21 protein-coding genes and 1 pseudogene are annotated in these 20,305 nt (G+C 60.9%); 10 read left to right on the top strand and 12 right to left on the bottom strand.

Features of this window, described 5'->3' with window-relative positions:
• Positions 1-3 precede the first annotated feature (3 nt).
• Positions 4-432, top strand: coding sequence for a hypothetical protein (locus ACK83U_RS14505; RefSeq protein WP_112607859.1), 429 nt, complete (start codon positions 4-6; stop codon positions 430-432).
• Here ACK83U_RS14505 and ACK83U_RS14500 read toward each other — a convergent pair.
• Together ACK83U_RS14500 and ACK83U_RS14495 are read right to left on the bottom strand one after the other, a co-directional pair.
• On the bottom strand, positions 416-1,057 hold the full coding sequence (locus ACK83U_RS14500) for a LysE family translocator (protein ID WP_112607857.1): 642 nt from the start codon (positions 1,055-1,057) through the stop codon (positions 416-418). The two genes, ACK83U_RS14505 and ACK83U_RS14500, sit on opposite strands and share 17 nt — an antisense overlap.
• A gap of 62 nt (positions 1,058-1,119) precedes the next feature.
• Positions 1,120-1,974, bottom strand: coding sequence for an SDR family NAD(P)-dependent oxidoreductase (locus ACK83U_RS14495; protein ID WP_112607855.1), 855 nt, complete (start codon positions 1,972-1,974; stop codon positions 1,120-1,122).
• A 182-nt stretch (positions 1,975-2,156) separates the two neighbouring features.
• On the opposite strand from ACK83U_RS14495, the gene ACK83U_RS14490 reads away from it, so the two are divergent.
• Positions 2,157-3,380 carry an argininosuccinate synthase gene (locus ACK83U_RS14490; protein WP_112336500.1) on the top strand — a complete coding sequence of 408 codons (1,224 nt, stop codon included), beginning with the start codon at positions 2,157-2,159 and terminating at the stop codon, positions 3,378-3,380.
• A 78-nt stretch (positions 3,381-3,458) separates the two neighbouring features.
• Here the strand turns inward: ACK83U_RS14490 and ACK83U_RS14485 are convergent, their stop codons facing one another.
• A complete protein-coding gene (locus ACK83U_RS14485; protein WP_015341442.1) occupies positions 3,459-3,941 on the bottom strand; it encodes a MarR family winged helix-turn-helix transcriptional regulator in 483 nt (160 codons plus the stop codon).
• Between the two features lie 158 nt (positions 3,942-4,099).
• On the opposite strand from ACK83U_RS14485, the pseudogene ACK83U_RS14480 reads away from it, so the two are divergent.
• Positions 4,100-4,740 (top strand): annotated as a pseudogene (locus ACK83U_RS14480) (LysE family translocator).
• Positions 4,741-4,839: 99 nt separating this feature from the next.
• The gene (locus ACK83U_RS14475; protein WP_112607965.1) at positions 4,840-6,903 is read left to right on the top strand and encodes a M3 family metallopeptidase; all 2,064 of its coding nucleotides are present in this window, start codon (positions 4,840-4,842) and stop codon (positions 6,901-6,903) included.
• A 75-nt stretch (positions 6,904-6,978) separates the two neighbouring features.
• Here ACK83U_RS14475 and ACK83U_RS14470 read toward each other — a convergent pair whose 3' ends face one another.
• On the bottom strand, positions 6,979-7,443 hold the full coding sequence (locus ACK83U_RS14470) for a MarR family winged helix-turn-helix transcriptional regulator (RefSeq protein ID WP_112607963.1): 465 nt from the start codon (positions 7,441-7,443) through the stop codon (positions 6,979-6,981).
• A gap of 91 nt (positions 7,444-7,534) precedes the next feature.
• Here ACK83U_RS14470 and ACK83U_RS14465 point away from each other — a divergent pair, with 91 nt between their 5' ends.
• The 4 genes from ACK83U_RS14465 (at position 7,535) to ppa (ending at position 11,676) form a co-directional block, all read left to right on the top strand.
• Entirely contained in the window at positions 7,535-8,218 is a 684-nt protein-coding gene (locus tag ACK83U_RS14465) for a glutathione S-transferase family protein (protein WP_112607851.1), read from the top strand.
• Positions 8,219-8,451: 233 nt separating this feature from the next.
• The gene (gene typA / locus ACK83U_RS14460; protein WP_112336343.1) at positions 8,452-10,269 is read left to right on the top strand and encodes a translational GTPase TypA; all 1,818 of its coding nucleotides are present in this window, start codon (positions 8,452-8,454) and stop codon (positions 10,267-10,269) included.
• 200 nt (positions 10,270-10,469) lie between these two features.
• Positions 10,470-10,976 carry a GNAT family N-acetyltransferase gene (locus tag ACK83U_RS14455; protein WP_112607849.1) on the top strand — a complete coding sequence of 169 codons (507 nt, stop codon included), beginning with the start codon at positions 10,470-10,472 and terminating at the stop codon, positions 10,974-10,976.
• 163 nt (positions 10,977-11,139) lie between these two features.
• Entirely contained in the window at positions 11,140-11,676 is a 537-nt protein-coding gene (ppa, locus tag ACK83U_RS14450; RefSeq protein ID WP_015341435.1) for an inorganic diphosphatase, read from the top strand.
• On the opposite strand, the gene ACK83U_RS14445 is transcribed toward ppa, so the two are convergent.
• Together ACK83U_RS14445 and ACK83U_RS14440 are read right to left on the bottom strand one after the other, a co-directional pair.
• Positions 11,677-11,991, bottom strand: a complete 315-nt coding sequence (locus ACK83U_RS14445) for a DUF167 domain-containing protein (RefSeq protein ID WP_015341434.1) — start codon at positions 11,989-11,991, stop codon at positions 11,677-11,679.
• Positions 11,988-12,311, bottom strand: coding sequence for a YggT family protein (locus ACK83U_RS14440; protein ID WP_085999183.1), 324 nt, complete (start codon positions 12,309-12,311; stop codon positions 11,988-11,990). Before ACK83U_RS14440 ends, ACK83U_RS14445 begins: the two co-directional genes overlap by 4 nt.
• A 106-nt stretch (positions 12,312-12,417) precedes the next feature.
• Here ACK83U_RS14440 and ACK83U_RS14435 point away from each other — a divergent pair, with 106 nt between their 5' ends.
• Positions 12,418-13,674 carry an MFS transporter gene (locus tag ACK83U_RS14435; protein WP_112607847.1) on the top strand — a complete coding sequence of 419 codons (1,257 nt, stop codon included), beginning with the start codon at positions 12,418-12,420 and terminating at the stop codon, positions 13,672-13,674.
• 10 nt (positions 13,675-13,684) lie between these two features.
• Positions 13,685-14,314, top strand: coding sequence for a poly-gamma-glutamate hydrolase family protein (locus ACK83U_RS14430; RefSeq protein WP_112607845.1), 630 nt, complete (start codon positions 13,685-13,687; stop codon positions 14,312-14,314).
• Here ACK83U_RS14430 and ACK83U_RS14425 read toward each other — a convergent pair.
• The 6 genes from ACK83U_RS14425 to hemC all read right to left on the bottom strand — a co-directional run bounded on the left by ACK83U_RS14425 (position 14,311) and on the right by hemC (position 20,268).
• Positions 14,311-15,036, bottom strand: a complete 726-nt coding sequence (locus tag ACK83U_RS14425; RefSeq protein WP_112607961.1) for a glutamine amidotransferase — start codon at positions 15,034-15,036, stop codon at positions 14,311-14,313. The genes ACK83U_RS14430 and ACK83U_RS14425 overlap by 4 nt on opposite strands.
• Entirely contained in the window at positions 15,029-15,514 is a 486-nt protein-coding gene (locus ACK83U_RS14420; protein WP_015341429.1) for a TerB family tellurite resistance protein, read from the bottom strand. Before ACK83U_RS14420 ends, ACK83U_RS14425 begins: the two co-directional genes overlap by 8 nt.
• A gap of 112 nt (positions 15,515-15,626) precedes the next feature.
• A complete protein-coding gene (locus ACK83U_RS14415) occupies positions 15,627-17,234 on the bottom strand; it encodes a heme biosynthesis protein HemY (protein WP_112607843.1) in 1,608 nt (535 codons plus the stop codon).
• A gap of 15 nt (positions 17,235-17,249) precedes the next feature.
• Complete coding sequence (locus ACK83U_RS14410; protein WP_412474651.1) at positions 17,250-18,524, bottom strand: COG4223 family protein; 1,275 nt, start codon at positions 18,522-18,524, stop codon at positions 17,250-17,252.
• 79 nt (positions 18,525-18,603) lie between these two features.
• Complete coding sequence (locus ACK83U_RS14405; protein WP_112607839.1) at positions 18,604-19,332, bottom strand: uroporphyrinogen-III synthase; 729 nt, start codon at positions 19,330-19,332, stop codon at positions 18,604-18,606.
• 6 nt (positions 19,333-19,338) lie between these two features.
• Positions 19,339-20,268, bottom strand: a complete 930-nt coding sequence (gene hemC, locus ACK83U_RS14400) for a hydroxymethylbilane synthase (protein WP_112607837.1) — start codon at positions 20,266-20,268, stop codon at positions 19,339-19,341.
• Positions 20,269-20,305 lie beyond the last annotated feature (37 nt).

The following is a 20,305-nucleotide window of genomic DNA, read 5'->3' as shown; positions in this document are numbered from 1 at the left end:
TCGATGCTCCTTGGACTGCGCAAGCCGATACGCCTCCTTTGGGGCTATGTCGCCGCTTGCGCTCTGATGGGCTTCGTGCTGGCCTGCGTTGCTGCATGGACCGTGCCGGAGACTGCCGCGCCGGAGCTTTTCGTCATGACCATTGCTCTGACCAAGGTCGCGATGATCGTCAGTATCCTGCCGTCCTTGGTGGTCATTCCCATTCTCGAATGGCGCGGCATGCGTCGGTGGTATGGCTATGCAATTTTCGGCGCGACCTTGTCGGCGGTCGCGTCCGTCCTGATTTCGGGCGGTATGGAGCGGCCGCAGACGCTCAATCTGATCACTATCGCCGTCTGCTTTGCCTTCCTCGGCGCTGCAAGCGCCACCGTCTATTGGTGGATCGCCGGCCGGTTTGCCGGCCAATGGTCCACTTTCAACGAGCCTGAGTGAAGAAGATCTTCACCGCGAAGATCGAGAAAACGCCGGCAAAGGCGTAGTCGAGGCCGCGCATTACGCCACGGTTCCTTTGCAGCCAGGACGATAGGCCATCGGCGGCGAGAACGACGAGCGCGTTCACCGGCATGCCGATGACGATGAAGAAGAGGCCCAGGAAGAGCAGCTTGTGTGTGACGGCAGGATCGCCGGCGGTGACGAATTGCGGAAGAAAGGTCATGAAAAAGATGATGACCTTGGGGTTCAGGAGATTGACCCAGAAGCCGTTCGAAATGTTGGCGAATGGCGTTCCGCTCACGGAGTCGACCTTCTTCACCGACAGGCTGGAGCCGAAACGGATCGCCTGGATGGCGAGCCAGAGCAGATAGGCGGCACCGCCGGTCTTCAGGACGGTAAAGGCGACAGGCGAGGCGGTGATCAGCGCGGAGATGCCGAAGGCTACGAGGCAGGTATGGACGACAACACCGAGCGTGGTGCCGAGCACGACGAAGAGCGCCGCCTTCTTGCCCTGCGCCAGCGCACGGCTGATTGACAGCGTCATGTCAGGGCCGGGCGTCATCGCCAGCAGAAGGCTCGCGGCGGAAAAGGCAAGAAGAGTCGGCAGGCTGGGTATGAAGTCCATGGGATGCTCCAAAAGCCGGATGGGGTGCGTTTTCTCTTATCCGGCTTTCGGCGACTTGCAAATCAATCCTTCTTTTCGAGGAAGGCCTTGAATTGATCGGCATAGTCGGGGTGCCAGCGCGACAGCGGCGGGCGGTTCTCGACGATATCGCCGGCGGCCCAGAGCATGCGGCGTTCATCGACAGGTCTGGCCACGTCGTTGTCGGGGCAGAGAATATAGAAATCGCCGCGTTTCAGGCTTTCCACCATGAAATCGATAGTCTGCTCCGGCGTCCAGGCGCCGGCGGGTTTTTCCCTGCGCTCGCCCTTGGTAAGGCCGGTGAAGACGAAGCCCGGAATGAGGAGGTGAGCCGATATCTTCGCGCCTTCCGTATTGCGCAACTCGTGCTGTAGCGCCTCGGTGAAGACTTTCACGCCGGCCTTCGAGACATTGTAGGCGGGGTTGCCGGGAGGCGTGGTGATGCCCTGCTTCGAGCCGGTGTTGATGATGAGGCCGGGTTCACCATGGGCCAGCATGCCGGGTCCGAAGGTGCGCGTGCCGTTGATGACGCCGAGCAGGTTGACGCCAAGGATGGCATCCCAGCCGGCCTGGGCGCTGAAGATCGAGGTCTCCGGACCGATGCCGGCATTGTTCATCAGCACGTGTACGCGGCCGAAGCGTTGCAGGACGGCGCGTTCCAGCGCTTCCAGCGAGTCTTTGCTCGCGACATCGGTCTCGATGGCCATGACATGCTCTTCGCCTGTGATCGTCTTGAGTTCAGCACTCGCCTCGGCCAGGCGATCGCCGCCGAGATCTGCGATGACGACGCTCATGCCAAGCGAGGCGAAATATTTCGCTGCGGCGAAGCCGATGCCGGAAGCGCCTCCGGTGATAACGGCAACATTGGGTTTCTTGAAAATGTCTTGAATATCGGTCACGAGCGGCGCCCTCCTCAGGCATTGTTCGGTCGCCGCCGAATATGGTACTTTCGGGAGGCAAGTCAAACCGCTTAAGCCGCCGTTGCAGCGCTTCCCCTTGCGCCTCACGATAATCTCGCTAAAAGTTCGGCGATACAGGTTTGCGGGCCTTTCCCCTGGTCCGCCTTGAAACGGAACTCATCATGGCATCACATAAAGACGTGAAGAAAGTCGTTCTCGCCTATTCCGGCGGTCTCGACACCTCGATTATCCTGAAGTGGCTGCAGACGGAGCTTGGCGCCGAAGTCGTCACCTTCACCGCCGATCTCGGCCAGGGCGAAGAGCTGGAGCCGGCGCGCAAGAAGGCCGAAATGCTCGGCATCAAGGAAATCTATATCGAGGACGTGCGCGAGGAATTCGTGCGCGATTTCGTCTTCCCGATGTTCCGCGCCAATGCCGTCTATGAAGGCGTCTACCTGCTCGGCACCTCGATCGCCCGTCCGCTGATCTCCAAGCATCTGATCGAGATCGCAAGGAAGACCGGCGCCGATGCCATCGCGCATGGCGCGACCGGCAAGGGCAATGACCAGGTTCGTTTCGAGCTTTCGGCCTATGCGCTGAACCCGGACATCAAGATCATCGCTCCCTGGCGCGACTGGTCGTTCAAGAGCCGCACCGACCTGCTCGAATTCGCCGAGAAGCACCAGATCCCGGTCGCCAAGGACAAGAAGGGCGAGGCGCCTTTCTCCGTCGATGCCAACCTGCTGCACTCCTCTTCCGAAGGCAAGGTTCTGGAAGATCCGGCCCAGGAAGCGCCTGAATATGTGCATATGCGCACGATCTCGCCGGAAGCCGCTCCCGACAAGGCGACGATCATCAAGGTCGGCTTCGAAAAGGGCGATGCCGTTTCGATCAATGGCGAACGCCTGAGCCCGGCGAGCTTGCTTGCGAAGCTGAATGAGTACGGCCGCGACAACGGCATCGGCCGTCTCGATCTGGTCGAGAACCGTTTCGTTGGCATGAAGTCGCGCGGCGTCTACGAGACCCCCGGCGGCACGATCCTGCTCGCAGCCCACCGCGCCATCGAATCCATCACGCTCGACCGCGGTGCTGCGCACCTCAAGGACGAGCTGATGCCCCGCTATGCCGAGCTGATCTATTACGGCTTCTGGTTCTCGCCGGAGCGCGAAATGCTGCAGGCTCTCATCGACAAGAGCCAGGAGCACGTCGAAGGCGAAGTGACACTGAAGCTCTACAAGGGCAATGTCATGGTCATCGGCCGCGAAAGCCCGAAGTCGCTCTATTCCGACAAGCTCGTCACTTTCGAGGACGACCAGGGCGCCTATGACCAGAAGGATGCGGCTGGCTTCATCAAGTTGAACGCGCTGCGCCTGCGCACGCTCGCCAAGCGCAACCTGTCGAAATAATCGACATTTCCAGATGCTGAAAGGCCCGCTTCCGGTTGCCGGAGGCGGGCTTTCTTATGTGGAAAGTGGCGGCTGAAATTAATCGACCGGCCTCAATTCACGTTCGACTTCGGCAGGTGCTTCGGCCTTCTGCAGATTGCCGCGAAAGGCGCAGAGTGCGTCATGCAGCTGAACTTGAAGGTCATTGTCGAAGCCTTGCGTCGCGTTACGCTCGACTTCGCAGATTTCCCTGTCGATCTGCTTCAGCTTGGCGTCGGCGGATTCCGAAAGCACGATCCGCTTGGCGCGACGATCGAGCGGGTCAGGTTGGCGTTCGATCAAGCCGCGCGCCTGCAGCTTGTCCAGAAAGGCGCTGACCGTCATCGGCTCCAGCCCCATCCGGGAGGCGATGTCAAGCTGGCGACTACCATTGATGGCAGCCACCTGCATCAGCGTCCGCGCTTCGCCCGCCGTCAGTCCGAGCCCGGCGACAAGAATACGTCGCTCGAAGGCCGCCCTGATCAGTCGGGCGCAGTCGGTCACAAGAAAGGCAAGTGAATCCGTATTAATCCTGCTGCTCATAAGCGCTTCCCTACCTACGCTCTTAGTTTTTAGGCCCCACAACGTTCTTATTGACTTCGTCCTATGAACACAACGACTTCTGTCCGAAAACGCGCTGCTGCTTGACCGGGTTGAGCAGATTGCTACTCTCGCGCGATTAACAGCGGGAACCATCCATCATGACGCAATCGCTTGTTGTCGGCGCTTTTCTGGCCGCGCTTTTCTATGTGCTCATTCCCGGTCCTGCATTCCTGGCGCTGCTCGGCATCGGTGCAGGACAGGGGCGCAGGGCCGGTGCATTCTTCGTCAGCGGCCATCTGTTTGGTGATCTGTCTGGTCCACGCTTGCATTGGTCGCCATCGTCGGCGCAAAGACCATCGGCACCTTCGTCTTCGATCTGCTGGGATTGCTATGCGGTTTCTACCTCGCCTGGATCGGCTGGAGCGCGGTGACCGCCAAGCCGAAGGACGACGGCAAATCGCTCGTCAACGTCGAGCGGCCCTTCCGTCGTGGGCTGATTTTCGGCGTCACCAATCCGAAGGGATATCCCGTTGCACTGGCGACCTTCACGGCGCTTGTCGCGGGCTCTGCCGGCGCGCTGACCTTCAGCGCCCTGCCGCTGCTGCTGGCGGTTTCCTTTGCAGGTTTCATAACGGCCGACATTATTCTTATCAGCATCATCGGAGCAGGCGCTGTTCGGCGCTTTTATCGCGCGCATGAACGGTTGATCGTGCGCTGCTCCGGCGTCCTCTTCATGGGCTTTGCGGCGCAGGCGCTCTGGCATGCCACGCCCGGTCTGCTCGGCTGGCGCAAAGCCTGACCGTCCTCGTTCAATTTGTTCGCTCCCCCGCCATACCAATTCGGCGGGAGCAGCCTTATATCGTGCTTCGATCAGATGTCTGTCGAAAGGATGCCTCGCATGTCTTCCCAAACCGCCGTCAATCCTGCGCTCACCGAATGGACCGGACATCAGGGGCTGCCGCGTTTCGATGCGGTGAAGGATACGGATTTTGCACCTGCCTTCGATGCGGCGCTTGCATCGCATGAAGCCGAGATCGATGCGATTGCTGGCAACAGCGAAGCGCCGACCTTCGCCAACACGGTAACGGCGCTCGAAATCGCCGGCGATGAACTCTCGCGCATTTCGGCGCTGTTCTGGAACAAGGCCGGCGCTCATACCAACGAGACCATCCAGGCGCTGGAGCGCGAGATCGCACCAAAGATGGCGCGGCATTATTCGAAGATCGGCACCAATGCGGCACTCTTTGCCCGCCTCGATGCGCTTTGGGAGGGCCGCGAGGCCCTTGGGTTGACGCTCGAGGAAACCCGCGTGCTGGAACGGCACTGGAAGGGTTTCGTCAAGGCCGGTGCCAAGCTGCCGAAGGCCGAGCAGGAGCGGCTGTCTGCCATCAACGAGAAGCTTGCCGGCCTCGGGGCGCAATTCGGACAGAACGTATTGGCGGATGAAAAGAGCTGGGCGCTGCTCTTGTCGGAGGAGGCCGATCTCGCCGGCCTTCCCGACTATCTGCGCGAGGCGATGGCGGCGGCTGCGCGCGAACGCGGCGAGGAGGGCAAATATGCCGTCACCCTGTCGCGCTCGATCATCGAACCGTTCCTCACCTCGTCCGAGCGCCGTGATCTGCGCGAGCAGGCCTTCAACGCCTGGGTGGCGCGTGGCGCCAATGGCGGCAAGACCGACAATCGTGAGATCATTCGCGAGACTCTGGCACTGAGAGCAGAGAAGGCGAAGCTGCTTGGCTATGCCAATTTCGCCGAACTCAAGCTCGACAACACCATGGCGAAGACGCCTGATGCGGTGAACGATCTCCTGATGACCGTGTGGGGCAAGGCGGCAGCACGCGCGGTAGAGGAAGAAAGGGATATTGCGGCACTGATCGCCGAGGAGGGCCGCAACCACGAGGTCATGCCCTGGGACTGGCGGCACTATGCCGAGAAGATCCGGACGCGGAAGTTCGATTTCTCCGAAACCGAATTGAAGCCCTATCTGCAGCTCGAAAAGATCATCGCTGCCTGCTTCGATGTCGCCGGCCGCCTGTTTGGCATCAAAGCCATCGAGCAGAAGGGCATTCCCGCCTATCATCCCGATGTGCGCGTCTTCGAGATCCGGGATCGCTCCGACAAGCTCGTCGCGCTGTTTCTCGGGGATTACTTCGCCCGCGGTTCCAAGCGCTCCGGCGCCTGGATGAGCTCGTTCCAGTCGCAGCACAAGCTGCCGCTGAAGAACGGCAAGGTCGGCGAGTTGCCGATCATCTACAACGTCTGCAACTTCGCCAAGCCAGCGGAAGGCCGGCCGGCGCTGCTGTCGCTCGACGATGCCCGCACGCTGTTCCACGAATTTGGCCATGCGCTGCACGGCATGCTTTCGAACGTCACCTATCCCTCGGTTTCGGGCACCGGTGTTTCCCGCGATTTCGTCGAACTGCCGTCGCAGCTTTACGAGCATTGGCTCACCGTGCCTGCCATCCTAAAGGAATATGCCGTGCATTATGAGACCGGCGCCCCGATTCCGCAGGCACTGCTCGACAAGGTTCTGGCGGCGCGCACCTTCAATGCCGGCTTCAATACGGTCGAATTCACCTCCTCGGCTCTGGTCGACATGGCCTTCCATACCCGCGGTGCGGTTGAGGATCCGATGGGCCTGCAGGCGGAGGTTCTGGCCGAGATCGGCATGCCGAAATCGATCGTCATGCGCCATGCGACGCCGCACTTCCAGCATGTGTTTGCCGGTGACGGCTATTCGGCCGGCTACTATTCCTACATGTGGTCCGAAGTGCTCGACGCCGATGCCTTCGCCGCTTTTGAGGAAACGGGCGATGCCTTCAACGCCGATATGGCGGCAAAACTCAAAGGCAACATCTATTCCGTCGGCGGCTCGATCGACCCGGAAGAGACCTACAAGGCTTTCCGTGGCAAATTGCCGAGCCCGGATGCGATGTTGAAGAAGAAGGGGCTGGCAGCCTGATCTTTGCGTCGGTACGTAACAAAAGTCAGTCGCCAAAAGTAAGCTTTGGCGACTGAGCCGATCTTTATCGGGCAATCAGGATTTGCGCGAAAGCAAAGCCAACAGCTCAGCCAGTTGGCCGGCCTGTGCATCGTCCAGCTTATCACCCACATGGCGTTGAAGTGCCGGGGCATAGGCTGCCCACATGCGGCTGCGCATCGCACTTCCTGCCTCGGTGATAACGACCCAGCGGCCTCGGCCGTCCTCGGAAAATATCTCACGATGAACAAGACCGGCCTTTTCCATTCGGTCGAGTAGGCGCGATAGGTTATGCTGGGCGAGAAGCGTGCGCTCCTCGATCTCATAGGGCCGCAACTTCCCTTCTGTGGCCTGCGTCAGCTCCCATAGTACGTCGTACCAGCTGAGTGGCGGCAGGCCGGCCGCCTTCAAGTCCTGCTCGATTGCCGCGAGGGTGATTTGCTGCGCGCGCATGAGGCGCACCCATGCTCGCGTGATGGCGGAAGAGGGCTTTGAAGCGGGGGCATCTGAACAATCGGACATGGATGCAATTACATCTATGTTGACCGAGCTTGCAAGTCTGGATATAGATGCAATTACATCTATCTTGAACGAAGACCCGGGAGATTTGATCATGTCCGACGCAAAACCGGTGCTTGTCAGCCATTACCTTTGCCCCTACGTCCAGCGAGCCGCCATCACGCTTGCTGAAAAGGCCGTGCCATTTGAAGTCCGCTATGTCGATCTATCAGCAAAGCCCGACTGGTTTCTTGCCATTTCTCCGCTTGGCAAAGTGCCTCTCCTGATCGTGCGACAGGACGATGGAGTGGAAACGGTTTTGTTCGAGAGCGCTGTGATCTGCGAATATCTCGAGGAAACCCAATCCGGTGCTCGGCTCCACCCGGCCGATCCGCTGGCGCGTGCGCGGCATCGCGGCTGGATGGAGTTCGGTTCTTCCATCCTTTCAGACTTATGGGGATTCGAGACCGCCAAGGACAAAGAAACCTATGAGGCCAAGCGCAAAGCGCTGATCGAGAAATTTACTCGGGTCGAGGCGGAATTGAGAAACGGTCCCTTTTTTGCCGGAGAGGCGTTCAGCCTGGTCGATGCAGTTTTTGCGCCGATCTTCCGTTACTTCGATGTGTTCGACACCATCACATCGACGGGCGTTTTTGACGGGCTCCCGCGTGTCAAGGCATGGCGCACGGAGCTGGCGTCGCGGCAAAGCGTGCGAGACGCGGTGACGCATGACTATGCCGAGCGCCTCAAAGCTTTCCTGGTCAATCACGACGCGTTCTTACTGAAGCATGCTGCTTGACGGAGCTGTGCAAATTCCGATCGAGGCGATCGTGTGCATCTGAATTGGCGACGCGCCAGAAGAGAGCTCGGCTGTCCAGGCGTGGAAGACTGAGGCGTGAGGCACGAAAAGCCGGCATTCAGCTCCTTTCTTGCCTCCCCCCTTTCGCATTCGCGAAAAAAAGGGTATGAGCGCGCCAAATGCAATTGGCGTGTTTACAAAACACTGCGCCCCAGCCTCAGAGATTAAAACATATGGCACTTCGCAACATCGCGATCATCGCGCACGTTGACCATGGGAAAACCACCCTCGTCGACGAGCTTTTGAAGCAGTCCGGCTCGTTCCGTGAGAACCAGCGCGTTGCAGAACGCGTCATGGACTCCAACGACCTGGAAAAGGAGCGCGGGATCACCATTCTTGCCAAGGCGACCTCTGTCGTCTGGAAGGATACGCGCATCAACATCGTCGACACCCCCGGCCACGCCGACTTTGGCGGTGAAGTCGAGCGTATTCTCTCGATGGTGGATGGCGCGATCGTTCTCGTCGACGCTGCCGAAGGCCCGATGCCGCAGACGAAGTTCGTCGTGGGCAAGGCGCTGAAGGTCGGCCTGCGTCCGATCGTTGCGATCAACAAGATCGACCGCCCGGACGCCCGTGCAGACGAAGTCATCAACGAAGTCTTCGACCTCTTCGCCAATCTCGACGCCACCGACGAGCAGCTCGACTTCCCGATCCTCTACGGTTCCGGCCGTAACGGCTGGATGAACTATTCGCCTGAGGGTCCGAAGGAAGAAGGCCTCGGCCCGCTTCTCGATCTGGTCGTCAAGCATGTTCCCGAGCCGACCGTCGGCGAAGGTCCGTTCCGCATGATCGGCACGATCCTGGAAGCCAATCCTTTCCTCGGCCGCATCATCACTGGCCGCATCCATTCCGGCTCGATCAAGCCGAACCAGGCCGTCAAGGTTCTGGGCGCCGACGGCAACCTCATCGAAACCGGCCGTATCTCCAAGATCCTCGCCTTCCGTGGCATCGAGCGCCAGCCGATCGAAGAAGCGCAGGCAGGTGACATCGTCGCCATCGCCGGCCTTTCCAAGGGCACGGTCGCCGATACCTTCTGCGATCCGCAGGTCAGCGAGCCGCTGGTCGCGCAGCCGATCGACCCGCCGACCGTCACCATGTCCTTCATCGTCAACGATAGCCCCTATGCAGGCACCGAAGGCGACAAGGTCACCTCGCGCGTCATCCGCGACCGCCTCTTCAAGGAAGCCGAAGGCAACGTTGCGCTGAAGATCGAAGAAGCTGAAGGCAAGGATTCGTTCTACGTGTCCGGCCGCGGCGAATTGCAGCTCGCAGTCCTCATCGAAACCATGCGCCGCGAAGGCTTCGAGCTTGCCGTGTCGCGTCCGCGCGTCGTCATGCACAAGGATGAGAGCGGCCAGCTGCTCGAGCCGATCGAAGAAGTCGTCATCGACGTCGATGAAGAGCATTCCGGTATCGTCGTGCAGAAGATGTCCGAGCGTAAGGCTGAAATGTCCGAGCTGCGTCCTTCGGGCGGCAACCGCGTTCGGCTCGTCTTCCTGGCGCCGACGCGCGGCCTCATCGGCTATCAGTCGGAACTTCTGACCGACACGCGCGGCACGGCCGTCATGAACCGTCTGTTCCATGACTACCAGCCGTACAAGGGCGAGATCGGCGGCCGTGTTAACGGCGTTCTGCTTGCCAACGAAGCCGGCGAAGCCGTGGCTTACGCCCTGTTCAACCTCGAAGACCGCGGCCCGATGATCATCGACGCCGGCGAGAAGGTCTATGCCGGCATGATCATCGGCATTCACTCGCGCGACAACGATCTCGAAGTCAACGTTCTGAAGGGCAAGAAGCTCACCAACATCCGCGCTGCAGGCAAGGATGAAGCCGTGAAGCTGACGCCGCCGATCCGCATGACGCTCGACCGTGCGCTTTCCTGGATTCAGGACGACGAGCTGGTGGAAGTGACGCCGAAGTCGATCCGCCTCCGCAAGATGTATCTCGATCCGAACGAGCGCAAGCGTTACGAGAAGGCCCGTCTGGCCTGATCATCCTAACCGAGCGATGCATTCGACCCCGGCCTTTGTGCCGGGGTTTTTAATTGCATGTTCGGTTTTTGAGCCCTTGTCCAAAAGGTTAAAAAGTCGTTAATTTTTGTTAATGATCCACGGATAAAGCCTGTGGGCAAGTCCGCCATCTTTATGAATGAGGATGGTTAATTTGCGTTGGTAAGATCAGAGTAGACGTTATGAAGACGTTGTCGATTGATGTTCGGCGGGCAGAACCCGATGATGCCCGGGCCATTTCGGAGGTGCACCGCCAATCCTGGCAGTACACCTATGCCGGCGTCATTCCCCATCGTGCCCTCGGCCAGATGATCGAGCGTCGCGGCGAAGCCTGGTGGCGCAAGGCGACCAGTGGTCCGGCAACGCTGCTGGTTCTGGATGTTGCAGGCGAGATCGCGGGCTATGCCACGCTCGGCCTCAATCGCGCCCGCGCGCTGCCGCAGGAAGGCGAGATCTACGAACTCTACCTGCGTCCGCAATATCAGGGCCTCGGCCTCGGGCGCATGCTCTTCGGCGAGGCTCGTCGGCTGTTGAAGTCGCTCGGCTGCAAGGGACTGGTCGTCTGGTGCCTTGAGGAGAACGAGAATGCCTACCGCTTCTATCGCGGGCAGGGCGGCGCGGATTTTTGCGAGGGCATCGAAACCTTCGATCACAGGCAGCTGCGCAAGATCGGCTTCGTCTGGCCCTGAGCGGTGCTGTCGCGTTCTAAATCTGCTGTATGATTCCATCCCTAAATCGATTCCGATTTCGGGAATCATGCAGTAAATCCGCCTGTTTCCCGATGCGTTGTTGCGTTGCGGGATGAATCCTATTATTTGGCTGGCGGCAACCATCCTTATCTAGGGGACAAGCATGCGTATCGACGCGATTTCCATTGGCAAGAACCCGCCCGAAGACGTCAACGTCATCGTTGAAGTGCCGGTCGGCGGTCATCCGATCAAGTACGAAATGGACAAGGAGGCCGGCACGCTGGTCGTCGACCGTTTCCTCTACACGCCGATGACCTATCCGGGCAATTACGGCTTTGTCCCGCACACGCTCTCCGAAGACGGCGACCCGATCGACGTTCTGATCGCCAGCACCCGTCCGCTGGTCCCGGGCTGCGTCATCAATGTTCGCCCGATCGGCGTGCTGAAGATGGAAGACAATTCCGGCAAGGACGAGAAGATCATTGCCGTTCCCTCGCCGAAGCTGACGCTGCGCTACGAAAAGGTCAAGGAATATACCGACCTGCCGGAGATCACGCTGAAGCAGATCGAGCACTTCTTCGAGCACTACAAGGATCTCGAGCCCGGCAAGTGGGTGAAGATCTTTGGCTGGGGCGGCTCCAAGGAAGCCGGCGAACTGATCATCGAAGCCATCGCCCGCGCCAAGAAGGAAAAGGCCTGATCAGCCTTTCGTAATAAGGTTTAATTTCTCCATCAAATCCTCCGGCTCGCCCTCGATCCGGAGGATTTTTTTGCGCGCCGTGTCGCCGCTGATGATGCTAAGCGTGGATTTGGGAAGGCCGAGGCTTTTTGAAAGCAGGGCGATCAGGGCCTTATTGGCCTTGCCCTTTTCTGGCGCCACTGAAACACGCGCCTTCAGATAGCATTCGCCGTCGCTTACGGTTTCGAGCCCGTCGATCGCGTCACGCCCGCCATTGGGCGTGAGCCGTACGGAAAGCCTGACGTGATCCGGAAAGGCCTGCCAGGCCTTGTTCACCGCAGGAACATGGGGACGATCGAATTCCACATCAGCGAGCGGATGAAGAAGATGATCAAGAGCAGGATGACCGGCGAAATGTCGATGCCGCCGAGATCCGGCAGGATGCGGCGGATCGGCCGCAGGGCAGGTTCCGTGACCGCATAAAGGAAGTTGCCGACGGAGCTGACGAATTGATTGCTCGAATTGATGACGTTGAAAGCATAGAGCCAGGAAAAGATGGCGCTGGCGATCAATATCCAGGTATAAAGATTCAAAGCCAGATCAATGGTTTGAAATAAGGCGAGCATGTCCGTCTCCAATTCGCGGTTGACAGACATGTAGACATTGGCGACTAAACGGGCAAGTCCCATGCTCCGAAGCATGTTGAATCATGTCTAAAAGGCCAGCCTTGGCGCCAGCGGCCCCATCGGAAAGTCTCGTCCCATGTCGTTCTCTGCCAGCGGAGACCGGTTTGCCGCCTTCAGGCACATTGCCTATGCCTATTTCTTCTTCGCGCGGTTTTTGACGGCCTTTGCCACGCAGGTCGTCAGCGTCTCCGTCGGCTGGCAGATGTATGAGCACACCGGCCAGCCGATCTATCTCGGTCTGATCGGTCTGGTGCAGTTCCTGCCGTCGCTGCTGCTGATCCTGGTGACGGGCACGGCTGCGGACCGTTACAACAGGCGCCTGATTTCCGCGATCTGCATTTTCGTCGGCACTCTCTGCACCGCTGCGCTGCTGTTTCTGACCATATCGGGCACCTTCGCGCCGCTGCCGGTATTTCTGATCCTCACGGTCTTCGGCATCGAGCGCGCCTTCATGACACCGGCCATGCAATCGCTGGCGCCCAACCTGATCCCGCCCGAGGATCTGACGAATGCCATCACCTGGAACTCGATGTCGTGGGATGCCGCCGCCATCCTTGGCCCCGTGGCCGGTGGCCTGCTTTACGGCATCGGTGCCAATGTCGCCTATTCCGTGGCCGTGTTTTTCTTTGCGGCCGGTTCGGTGCTGACCTTCCTGATCCCCAAGCCACAGCAGCGCACCGCGCATGAGCGGCGTAGCCTTAACGAGATGCTTGCCGGTTTCCGTTTCATCTGGTCGGAAAAAGTGGTGCTGGGTGCCGTCTCGCTCGATCTTTTCGCCGTGCTGCTCGGCGGCGCGGTCGCGCTGATGCCGATCTATGCGCGCGATATCCTGACACTTGGGCCCTGGGGCCTCGGCATGCTGCGCGCTGCGCCAAGCTTCGGCGCAATCGCCATGGGCCTGTTTCTGGCGACTTATCCTATCCGGAACCGCGCCGGCATCTGCATGTTTGCCGGGGTTGCCATGTTTGGCATGGGCACGCTGGTCTTCGGCATCTCGCAGACGCCGTGGCTGTCGATAGCGGCTCTCGCCGTCATGGGCGCTTCCGACCTGATTTCCGTCTATGTGCGCGAAACCCTCATCACGCTTTGGACGCCGGATCATGTCCGTGGCCGCGTCAATGCCGTCAACATGGTCTTCGTCGGCGCGTCGAACGAGCTTGGCGAATTCCGCGCCGGCACCATGGCACATTATTTCGGCGCGATCCCCGCCGTCGTCATCGGAGGTTTGGGCACGCTTACAGTTGCCATCCTCTGGGCGACGGGTTTCCCGCAGCTTCGCAGGATCGACAGTCTTAACGCACCGGATCGCAACGGCGAGCCGCAGGCGGTTTGAGGAGTGCGTAATGGCGAGGTTGCCGGATCGATACAATTCGTTTTCGGCGCTTCGCGAACGTGAGACCGAAGGCGTCGATTATCGCGTCCGCGTGGAGAGCCGATCATCACCCGTCGCGGTTATCGCTCCGCATGCCGGCTTCATCGAACCTGCCACATCCGAGATAGCGCTGGCGATCGCGAATGGGAGGTTTTCGCTTTACCGCTTCGAAGGGCTCGATCCGGCGCGGCTCCATCATGAGTTGCACGTCACTTCCGAAAATTTCGATGAGCCGATTGCAAACGATATGGTTGCCAATTCAGCGATCGTCATCGCCATTCATGGTCGGGCGGACCGGGAGGATCCGGAGTCAAGCTGGATCGGCGGGCTGGACACATCGCTCCGCAACCTGATCGTAGAGGCGCTTCGCCGCGACGGATTTGCTGCCGTTGCGAGAAAGAAGGGGGAGGCGCTCGCGGGAGCTTCGGCCGGCAATATCTGCAATCGCGGCCAGAGGCAGGTTGGGGTGCAGCTTGAGATTCCGAGAGGCGTCAGGGATGCCCTTATGGCCGATGCGGAGAAGCTCCAGCAATATGCGTCTGCCATCCGTGGGGCGATCGATGAATTCGGCCGCGTGCTTTCGTCAGGCGAAGACCTTTAGGCCGCCATCGCCTGCTTGCCCTCGAAAACGAGATTGAGGAATTCTGACAGCCAGGCCTTCAGCGCCGCGTCGAAGATCATGCGGCCTTCGAGATGCTCGCGGCCCTGCTGGGCGTTCGGCATGCAGAAGCGATGTTCGCCATGCACGACCCAGCGCTGCATCATGGCGCGGGTGAGCTCGGCATGGAATTGCAAGCCCCAGGCATTGGCGCCGTAGCGATAAGCCTGATTGGGGTAGGTCTCCGCCGTTGCCAGGAGGTCGGCGCCGTGCGGCAGCTCGAAGCCCTCGCGATGGAAATGGTAGACCATCTGCGGCCAGCGCATCAGCAGGCGCCCCTTTTCCGTCGGCTGCAACGGATACCAGCCGATCTCGGTCTTGCCGTCATCGCGCGCCTTCACCTTGGCGCCGAGATGGCGGGCGAGCAGCTGCGCGCCGAGGCAGATGCCGAGATAGGGGCGGTTTTCCTTAAGCGGTACCTTCAGCCAGTCGGTCTCGGCCTTGATGAAGTCGTCGGGGTCGTTGGCGCTCATCGGGCCGCCGAAGACCACGGCGCCGGCATGAGCCTCCAGTGTCGAGGGCAGGGGGTCGCCGAGGACCGGGCGGCGTATATCGAGATCGAAGCCCTTCTCCAGCAGCATCTGGCCGACGCGGCCCGGGCTGGAGCGCTCCTGATGCAGGACGATCAATATCGGGCGCCCGGCGCTCTTCGGCGCTTCAATCATCATTGCCCGTCTCCACCCTGAAACCGGGCGCGCGTGCAGCGGCTTCCTGGCGTTTCATGATGCGCTCGCGATCGGAGATGCCCATGAGGTCGGCGATCCGCCAGATGGCATGATCTTCCATCTCGCTGCGCTCGCCGTCGGCATAGACGATATCCCAGAGGATGCCGAGCAGTTCGAGCCGCTGCGAGCTGTCAAGATGGCGCTTCAGGTCCGAGGTGAAGCGATAATAGTCGACCGCTTCGCTTTCCGCTTCCTCGCCGGCCGCGATCAGCTGATCGAGCTTGCGGCCATCAAGCCCATATTGTTCCTTCAACAGCTTGCGCAGCCGCTTCTTCTCGCTGTTCTCGATCTTGCCGTCCGCCTCCATCACCTGGATGCAGAGAGCCGCCACGGCGACACGCGGGTCGTCGGGGGCGAAGCCGGATCTGGGATGGTCTTGGGTCAGGTTATGAAGGAATTCCTGAAAGCGTTCGAACATGCGTCTCCATTCTCAAAACGGGCCGAGCAGGGTTCTTGGGGCACCATGCTCCATCTTTTTGTCTTCCCGAATTCCAGACGCAAATCCGCTGCGCGCTTTTGCCGGAATTGCTTTAAAACAATTTGAGCCGTGTCTTGGGTTCCGGTTCAAGTTTATGATCTTTCACGCCCGGGTCATCAGGCGCGCCACCGAAGAAGGGCCGGGGCTCCGCATCCTGCTGCACCGGTTTTGGTGCTGCGTCGGGTGCGTTCGGCGCCGACTTTTCAACGGCGGGTTCCAACTCCATGACATAGGCATCGCTGGCTGGCGATGCAACTTTTGGTGAATTCGGCGTCTCCGCTGCGGTTGCGCGAGCCGTCTCGCGCACCGGCGGCAACGACTTCAGCGCCGCATCGACGGAGACCGTCGAACCCTCTTCGACCGGACCTTCGATCTGGCCGAACGGCGCCTTCCATTCGAAGGCGTCGAGGCGGCCGGTGACCGGCGACAGCGGCAGCCATTTTTCCGAGACGAAACCATCGGCGACCCAGGCCGGATCGCGCGGGGCGCGCAGCGCCTGCGCCATCCAATGGCGAATACGGCCCTGATCGCCGGTTTCGGCCTCTTCGATATCGGCGAGAAGCAGGAAGGCACCTTCGCGCGCATTGATCCGTGCGGCGGCTCCGGCCTTGGCGCGAGCCTTGCCAAAATCGCCCGCGTCCATCGCCGCCTTTGCGGTCAACAGCAGGGCTTCGACATTGTTCGGGCGGATCGCCTCCAGCCGTTCGGCGCGTTTCAGGCGATCAAGAACGGAATCGCCGCTGCGGGCTCGTACATAGGCTCTGCCGATTTCGGGATGCGGCTGCGCTTTCCAGACCTGCTCGAGGATGGAGGCAGCCTTGCGCACCTTGTCTTCACGGAACAGGGCCTTGGCGGCGATCAGCGCTGCGGGCACGAAATCGTCCACGAGCTTCAGTGCCGCCAGCGCATCGTCACGCGCGCCGACGGGATCGCTTTCCAATTTCTCGTCGGCTCGCGCCGTCAGCAGGACGGCGCGTTGACGGTTGGCCGTGGCCTTGTCGACGACATGGGCAACCTTCTGCTGGTCGAGCAGCTTGATGGCATCGTCCCAGCGGCCGGCTTGGCTGCGATATTCCAGCGTCGCCTGTGCCGCCCAGGGCAGGTAGGGCGCCTGGTCGGCCGCCTTCTCGGCATATTGCCGCGCCGCTTCATGCGCCCCGAGGCGCTTGGCTTCGAGATAGAGGCCGCGCAGGCCGAGTTCGCGCGTTTCCGGATCATTGGCCATCTGCTCGAATTTTTGACGGGCCTCGTCATGTTTGCCTTCGATCAAGGCGGCCTGAGCCTCAAGCAGGTTTATGAGCGGCTCCTGATCGGCGCGGATGAGGCCACGGGTGCGGGCCGCCATCTTGCGGGCGAGCAAGGCATTGCCCGCGCCGGCGGCGATGAGGCCTGTTGAGAGCGCCTGATAGCCGCGGTCACGCTTGCGGGCGCGGAAATAGCGGGTGACGGAGTGCGGCGACGTCCAGATCAGCCGCACGAACCACCAGACGATCATCACGGCGGCCACGATCGCAATCAGGATCGCGGCGGCGACGATCAGCTTCGTCTGGTAAAGCTGACCTTCCCAGACCAGCGAGAGATCGCCGGGACGATCCGCGAGCCAGGAGAAACCATAGCCGAGAGCCAGGACGAGAATGGCGAAGATAAGCAGTCTGATCATTGCTATACTCCGTCCTTAATTCTGTTTCCCGGTATTGGCGATCGCCTTCGACAAGGCATCGCTTACCAGATCCTCGACGCGGATGCGGGCCTCGAGCGATTGCTTGAAGGCGGCCGATGCGGATTTCGCGGCATCGGGCAGGCTGTTCCACTCGGTCACGGCGCCTGGAAGGTCGCCATTCCTGACCTTGTCCTCGAAGCGGGCGGCGATGGCATCGATGCTGTCGCCAGGGACATTGCCGACGGGGCGGACCTGCACCAGCGACTTGGCGCCGGATACCAGGCGGCTGCTCCAGCTCTGGTTCGGATCATCGGTCTGCGCCGTTGCGACGATTGCCGTTGCGACATTCGAAACCTGGCGGATCAGGTCGGCGCGGGAGGGAACGCCTGTTTGGGCGAAGTTCTTGAGATCGGCGACGGCCGGATCGTCCGGCGCGACATTGGCGAAGGTGTCGAGCTCAGGCTGGAAGGGGCCGCCGCGGTCGATAGCCGCCTTCAACGCCGCCGCCGCGATGGCGCGGGCGACAGCGCTCTCCTGGCTCGGTCCGCTCAGCTTCTTTTCGGCATCGTCAAGGCGCTTGCTGACTTCGGCATCGGAGGTAGCCTGCGTCTGGGTCGCCTTGCTGAGATCCGTTTTCAGCTGCTCAACCTCGCTGGTGAGCGAAGCGATCTTCTGATCGGAAGCGGCATTTGTCGCGCTCGATCCTCCGGCCGAGGCGCCATTGGCTGCATTCGTCTCGAGTGCGGCGACGCGGGCCGCAAGCGTCTCGTCCGGCTTGGCTGCGGGCACTGCGGCTAGCTTGGCGACGCTCTGCTTGAGGCCGTCGATCTCGGCATTCAAGGCGGTAATAGCAGCGGAATTGTCCTTGCCGGCACGGCCGCCGGGCAGCACGCCCGCATATTGCAAGGCGCCGGCGCCGACGAGCGCAATCAAGCCGCCGCCGATGCCCGCCGCGATAAGGCCGGAGGTCGATCCCTCGCGTGGCTGCGGGCGTTCGACATAAGGCGGGGTTTCGGCGCGAGAGGGCGCCGGCTCGGCCTGGTGTTCCGCTGCCTGCGGCTCTTCGACCGCAGCCGTTGCGGCCGGCTCGTGGGGGTCCTCGCGAAGCAGCTCCTTCTCCGCCTCGAGCGGCATTTCCACTTCATTGGCGGAGGAGCCGCCAAGCTCGCCATGGCTGCGCTCGGTCAAATCTTCGGGAGCTGCGTCCTGCGCAGTCTTTTCGGCTTCCAGATCGATCGTGACCGGTTCGTCGTTGGGCTTCGAATGGTTAGGCGTTTTTCGCGATACCATGAGGTCCTCTTTTCATGCGCTGCAACGAAGTTAGACAGACAAGGCGATTATGAAAAGGCCTTACATCAAAATTGCGGCCTTACGCCGGGATCAGAAGCGCCAGAAGTCGGTCTTCATTCGGCATATCGGCGATATCGACATGGGATTGCAGCGTCTCCGGAACCGCACCCGCCACGGCTTTGCTCAAACAAAGAAACCGCGTTTCGGCAAAAAGCTCCATGTTGTGGCCGACGAATGAAAGGCTGAAAAAGCGCCTGGCGGTTTCGTGGGAATAAAGCAGCACGGCATCCGCGCGAGCGTCGGAAAAAAACCGGCGAAGAGTGACGTCGTCGGGGATGATATCCTGCATTCGGTAGCATTCAACGATCAGGAAAGGCACGTGCCGTTCTGCCAACCCGGCTTCGAAACCGGCCGCGCGCGGAAAGCCTGCGAGATAGAGTAGCGCGCCGTCGTTTAGGCCTGAAGGATGGCTGGCGATCATGGCGGCAAGCTCTGTGCCGCCGCCTTCGGATATGGCGATATCGCTGAATCCGAGATCCGCCGCTTCTTTGGCCGTCGCCTTTCCGACGGCAAAGAGGCGACGACCAAGATGAGGGGTAAGATCGGAACCTAGTAGCGAAAGCGCCCGGATCGCCTCGGCGCTGGTGACGGCGACGGCGCCCTGCGCGGTCAGGAGCGCTCGTCTTGCGTCCTCGACATGATGGACGGGTTCGGCCAGCGGCAGCAGCAGGGGTTCGTGCCCCATTTGCGTCAGCCGTCGCATGGTGCGTTCACCCGAATGCCGAGGGCGGGTGACGACGACGCGCATCCTTTGTCAGGTCCAGTCTTCGAAGAAGGTGCTGCCGGCCTCGGCGCGGATCGCCTGACCGGCATTGATCCCCAGCGCCTCGGCATCGCGCCGGTGGCCTTCGATGGTCGTCGTGTGCACTTGGCGGCCATCCGGGGTGAGGATCATGCCGAAGAAACGCAGATGATCGCCTTCGCAAATTGCGTAGCCGGCTATCGGCGTGCGGCAGGACCCATCGAGTGCTGCCAGGAAAGCGCGTTCGCAGGATACCGCGTCGAAAGTCGGCGCATCATTGACGGCAGCGAGCAGATCGTTCATCCGCGCGTCATCGATGCGGCTTTCGATCGCTATGGCGCCTTGCGCGGGCGCCGGAGGGAATTCATCCGGATCGAGAATGTCGGTGATGACCTCGACCATGCCAAGCCGCTTCAGGCCTGCAAGCGCCAGCAAGGTGGCGTCGGCTTGCCCCTCTTCCAGCTTGCGCAGGCGGGTCTGAACCGAACCGCGGAAGGTAATGACGTTGATATCAGGGCGCAGGCGACGGATCAGCGCCTGGCGGCGGAGCGACGCCGAGCCGACGGTGGCGCCATGCGGCAGCTCGATCAGTTTCGGCGCGGTGCGGCCGATGACCGAATCGCGAATGTCCTCGCGCGGCAGATAAGTTGTGAGCGCCAGGCCCTGGGGCAGCTTCGTCGCCATATCCTTGGCCGAATGCACGGCGAAGTCGAGTTCGCCTGAGGTCAGCTTCTCTTCCAGTTCTTCCGTGAACAGGCCCTTGCCGCCGATTGCCGCGAGCGAGCGGTCGGTGATGCGGTCGCCCTTGGTGGTGAGAACGACGATTTCGAACATCTCCTCCGGAAGGCCATGGGCCGCCATCAGGCGGTCGCGTGCTTCTCGCGCCTGGGCGAGCGCCAGCGGGCTGCCGCGCGTGCCGATCCGGAAAGGTTTTGTTTGCATCCGCTTTGATCCGTTGTTACCGACAGTTCCCGTAACC

The organism is Rhizobium sp. WW22 (assembly GCF_047041135.1).
In the GTDB taxonomy this organism is placed as follows: Bacteria; Pseudomonadota; Alphaproteobacteria; order Rhizobiales; family Rhizobiaceae; genus Rhizobium.
Note: the sequence above shows the minus strand (reverse complement) of the source record. Positions and strands in the feature narration are given on the sequence as shown.

What these genes read in the sequence shown, in the direction of transcription:
- ACK83U_RS14505 (WP_112607859.1), top strand. Translation starts at nt 4, where the DNA reads ATGCTCCTTGGACTGCGCAAGCCGATACGCCTCCTTTGGGGCTATGTC.
- ACK83U_RS14500 (WP_112607857.1), bottom strand. Translation starts at nt 1,057, where the DNA reads ATGGACTTCATACCCAGCCTGCCGACTCTTCTTGCCTTTTCCGCCGCG.
- ACK83U_RS14490 (WP_112336500.1), top strand. Translation starts at nt 2,157, where the DNA reads ATGGCATCACATAAAGACGTGAAGAAAGTCGTTCTCGCCTATTCCGGC.
- ACK83U_RS14485 (WP_015341442.1), bottom strand. Translation starts at nt 3,941, where the DNA reads ATGAGCAGCAGGATTAATACGGATTCACTTGCCTTTCTTGTGACCGAC.
- ACK83U_RS14475 (WP_112607965.1), top strand. Translation starts at nt 4,840, where the DNA reads ATGTCTTCCCAAACCGCCGTCAATCCTGCGCTCACCGAATGGACCGGA.
- ACK83U_RS14470 (WP_112607963.1), bottom strand. Translation starts at nt 7,443, where the DNA reads ATGTCCGATTGTTCAGATGCCCCCGCTTCAAAGCCCTCTTCCGCCATC.
- ACK83U_RS14465 (WP_112607851.1), top strand. Translation starts at nt 7,535, where the DNA reads ATGTCCGACGCAAAACCGGTGCTTGTCAGCCATTACCTTTGCCCCTAC.
- typA (WP_112336343.1), top strand. Translation starts at nt 8,452, where the DNA reads ATGGCACTTCGCAACATCGCGATCATCGCGCACGTTGACCATGGGAAA.
- ACK83U_RS14455 (WP_112607849.1), top strand. Translation starts at nt 10,470, where the DNA reads ATGAAGACGTTGTCGATTGATGTTCGGCGGGCAGAACCCGATGATGCC.
- ppa (WP_015341435.1), top strand. Translation starts at nt 11,140, where the DNA reads ATGCGTATCGACGCGATTTCCATTGGCAAGAACCCGCCCGAAGACGTC.
- ACK83U_RS14440 (WP_085999183.1), bottom strand. Translation starts at nt 12,311, where the DNA reads ATGTCTGTCAACCGCGAATTGGAGACGGACATGCTCGCCTTATTTCAA.
- ACK83U_RS14435 (WP_112607847.1), top strand. Translation starts at nt 12,418, where the DNA reads ATGTCGTTCTCTGCCAGCGGAGACCGGTTTGCCGCCTTCAGGCACATT.
- ACK83U_RS14430 (WP_112607845.1), top strand. Translation starts at nt 13,685, where the DNA reads ATGGCGAGGTTGCCGGATCGATACAATTCGTTTTCGGCGCTTCGCGAA.
- ACK83U_RS14425 (WP_112607961.1), bottom strand. Translation starts at nt 15,036, where the DNA reads ATGATTGAAGCGCCGAAGAGCGCCGGGCGCCCGATATTGATCGTCCTG.
- ACK83U_RS14420 (WP_015341429.1), bottom strand. Translation starts at nt 15,514, where the DNA reads ATGTTCGAACGCTTTCAGGAATTCCTTCATAACCTGACCCAAGACCAT.
- ACK83U_RS14415 (WP_112607843.1), bottom strand. Translation starts at nt 17,234, where the DNA reads ATGATCAGACTGCTTATCTTCGCCATTCTCGTCCTGGCTCTCGGCTAT.
- ACK83U_RS14410 (WP_412474651.1), bottom strand. Translation starts at nt 18,524, where the DNA reads ATGGTATCGCGAAAAACGCCTAACCATTCGAAGCCCAACGACGAACCG.
- ACK83U_RS14405 (WP_112607839.1), bottom strand. Translation starts at nt 19,332, where the DNA reads ATGCGCGTCGTCGTCACCCGCCCTCGGCATTCGGGTGAACGCACCATG.
- hemC (WP_112607837.1), bottom strand. Translation starts at nt 20,268, where the DNA reads ATGCAAACAAAACCTTTCCGGATCGGCACGCGCGGCAGCCCGCTGGCG.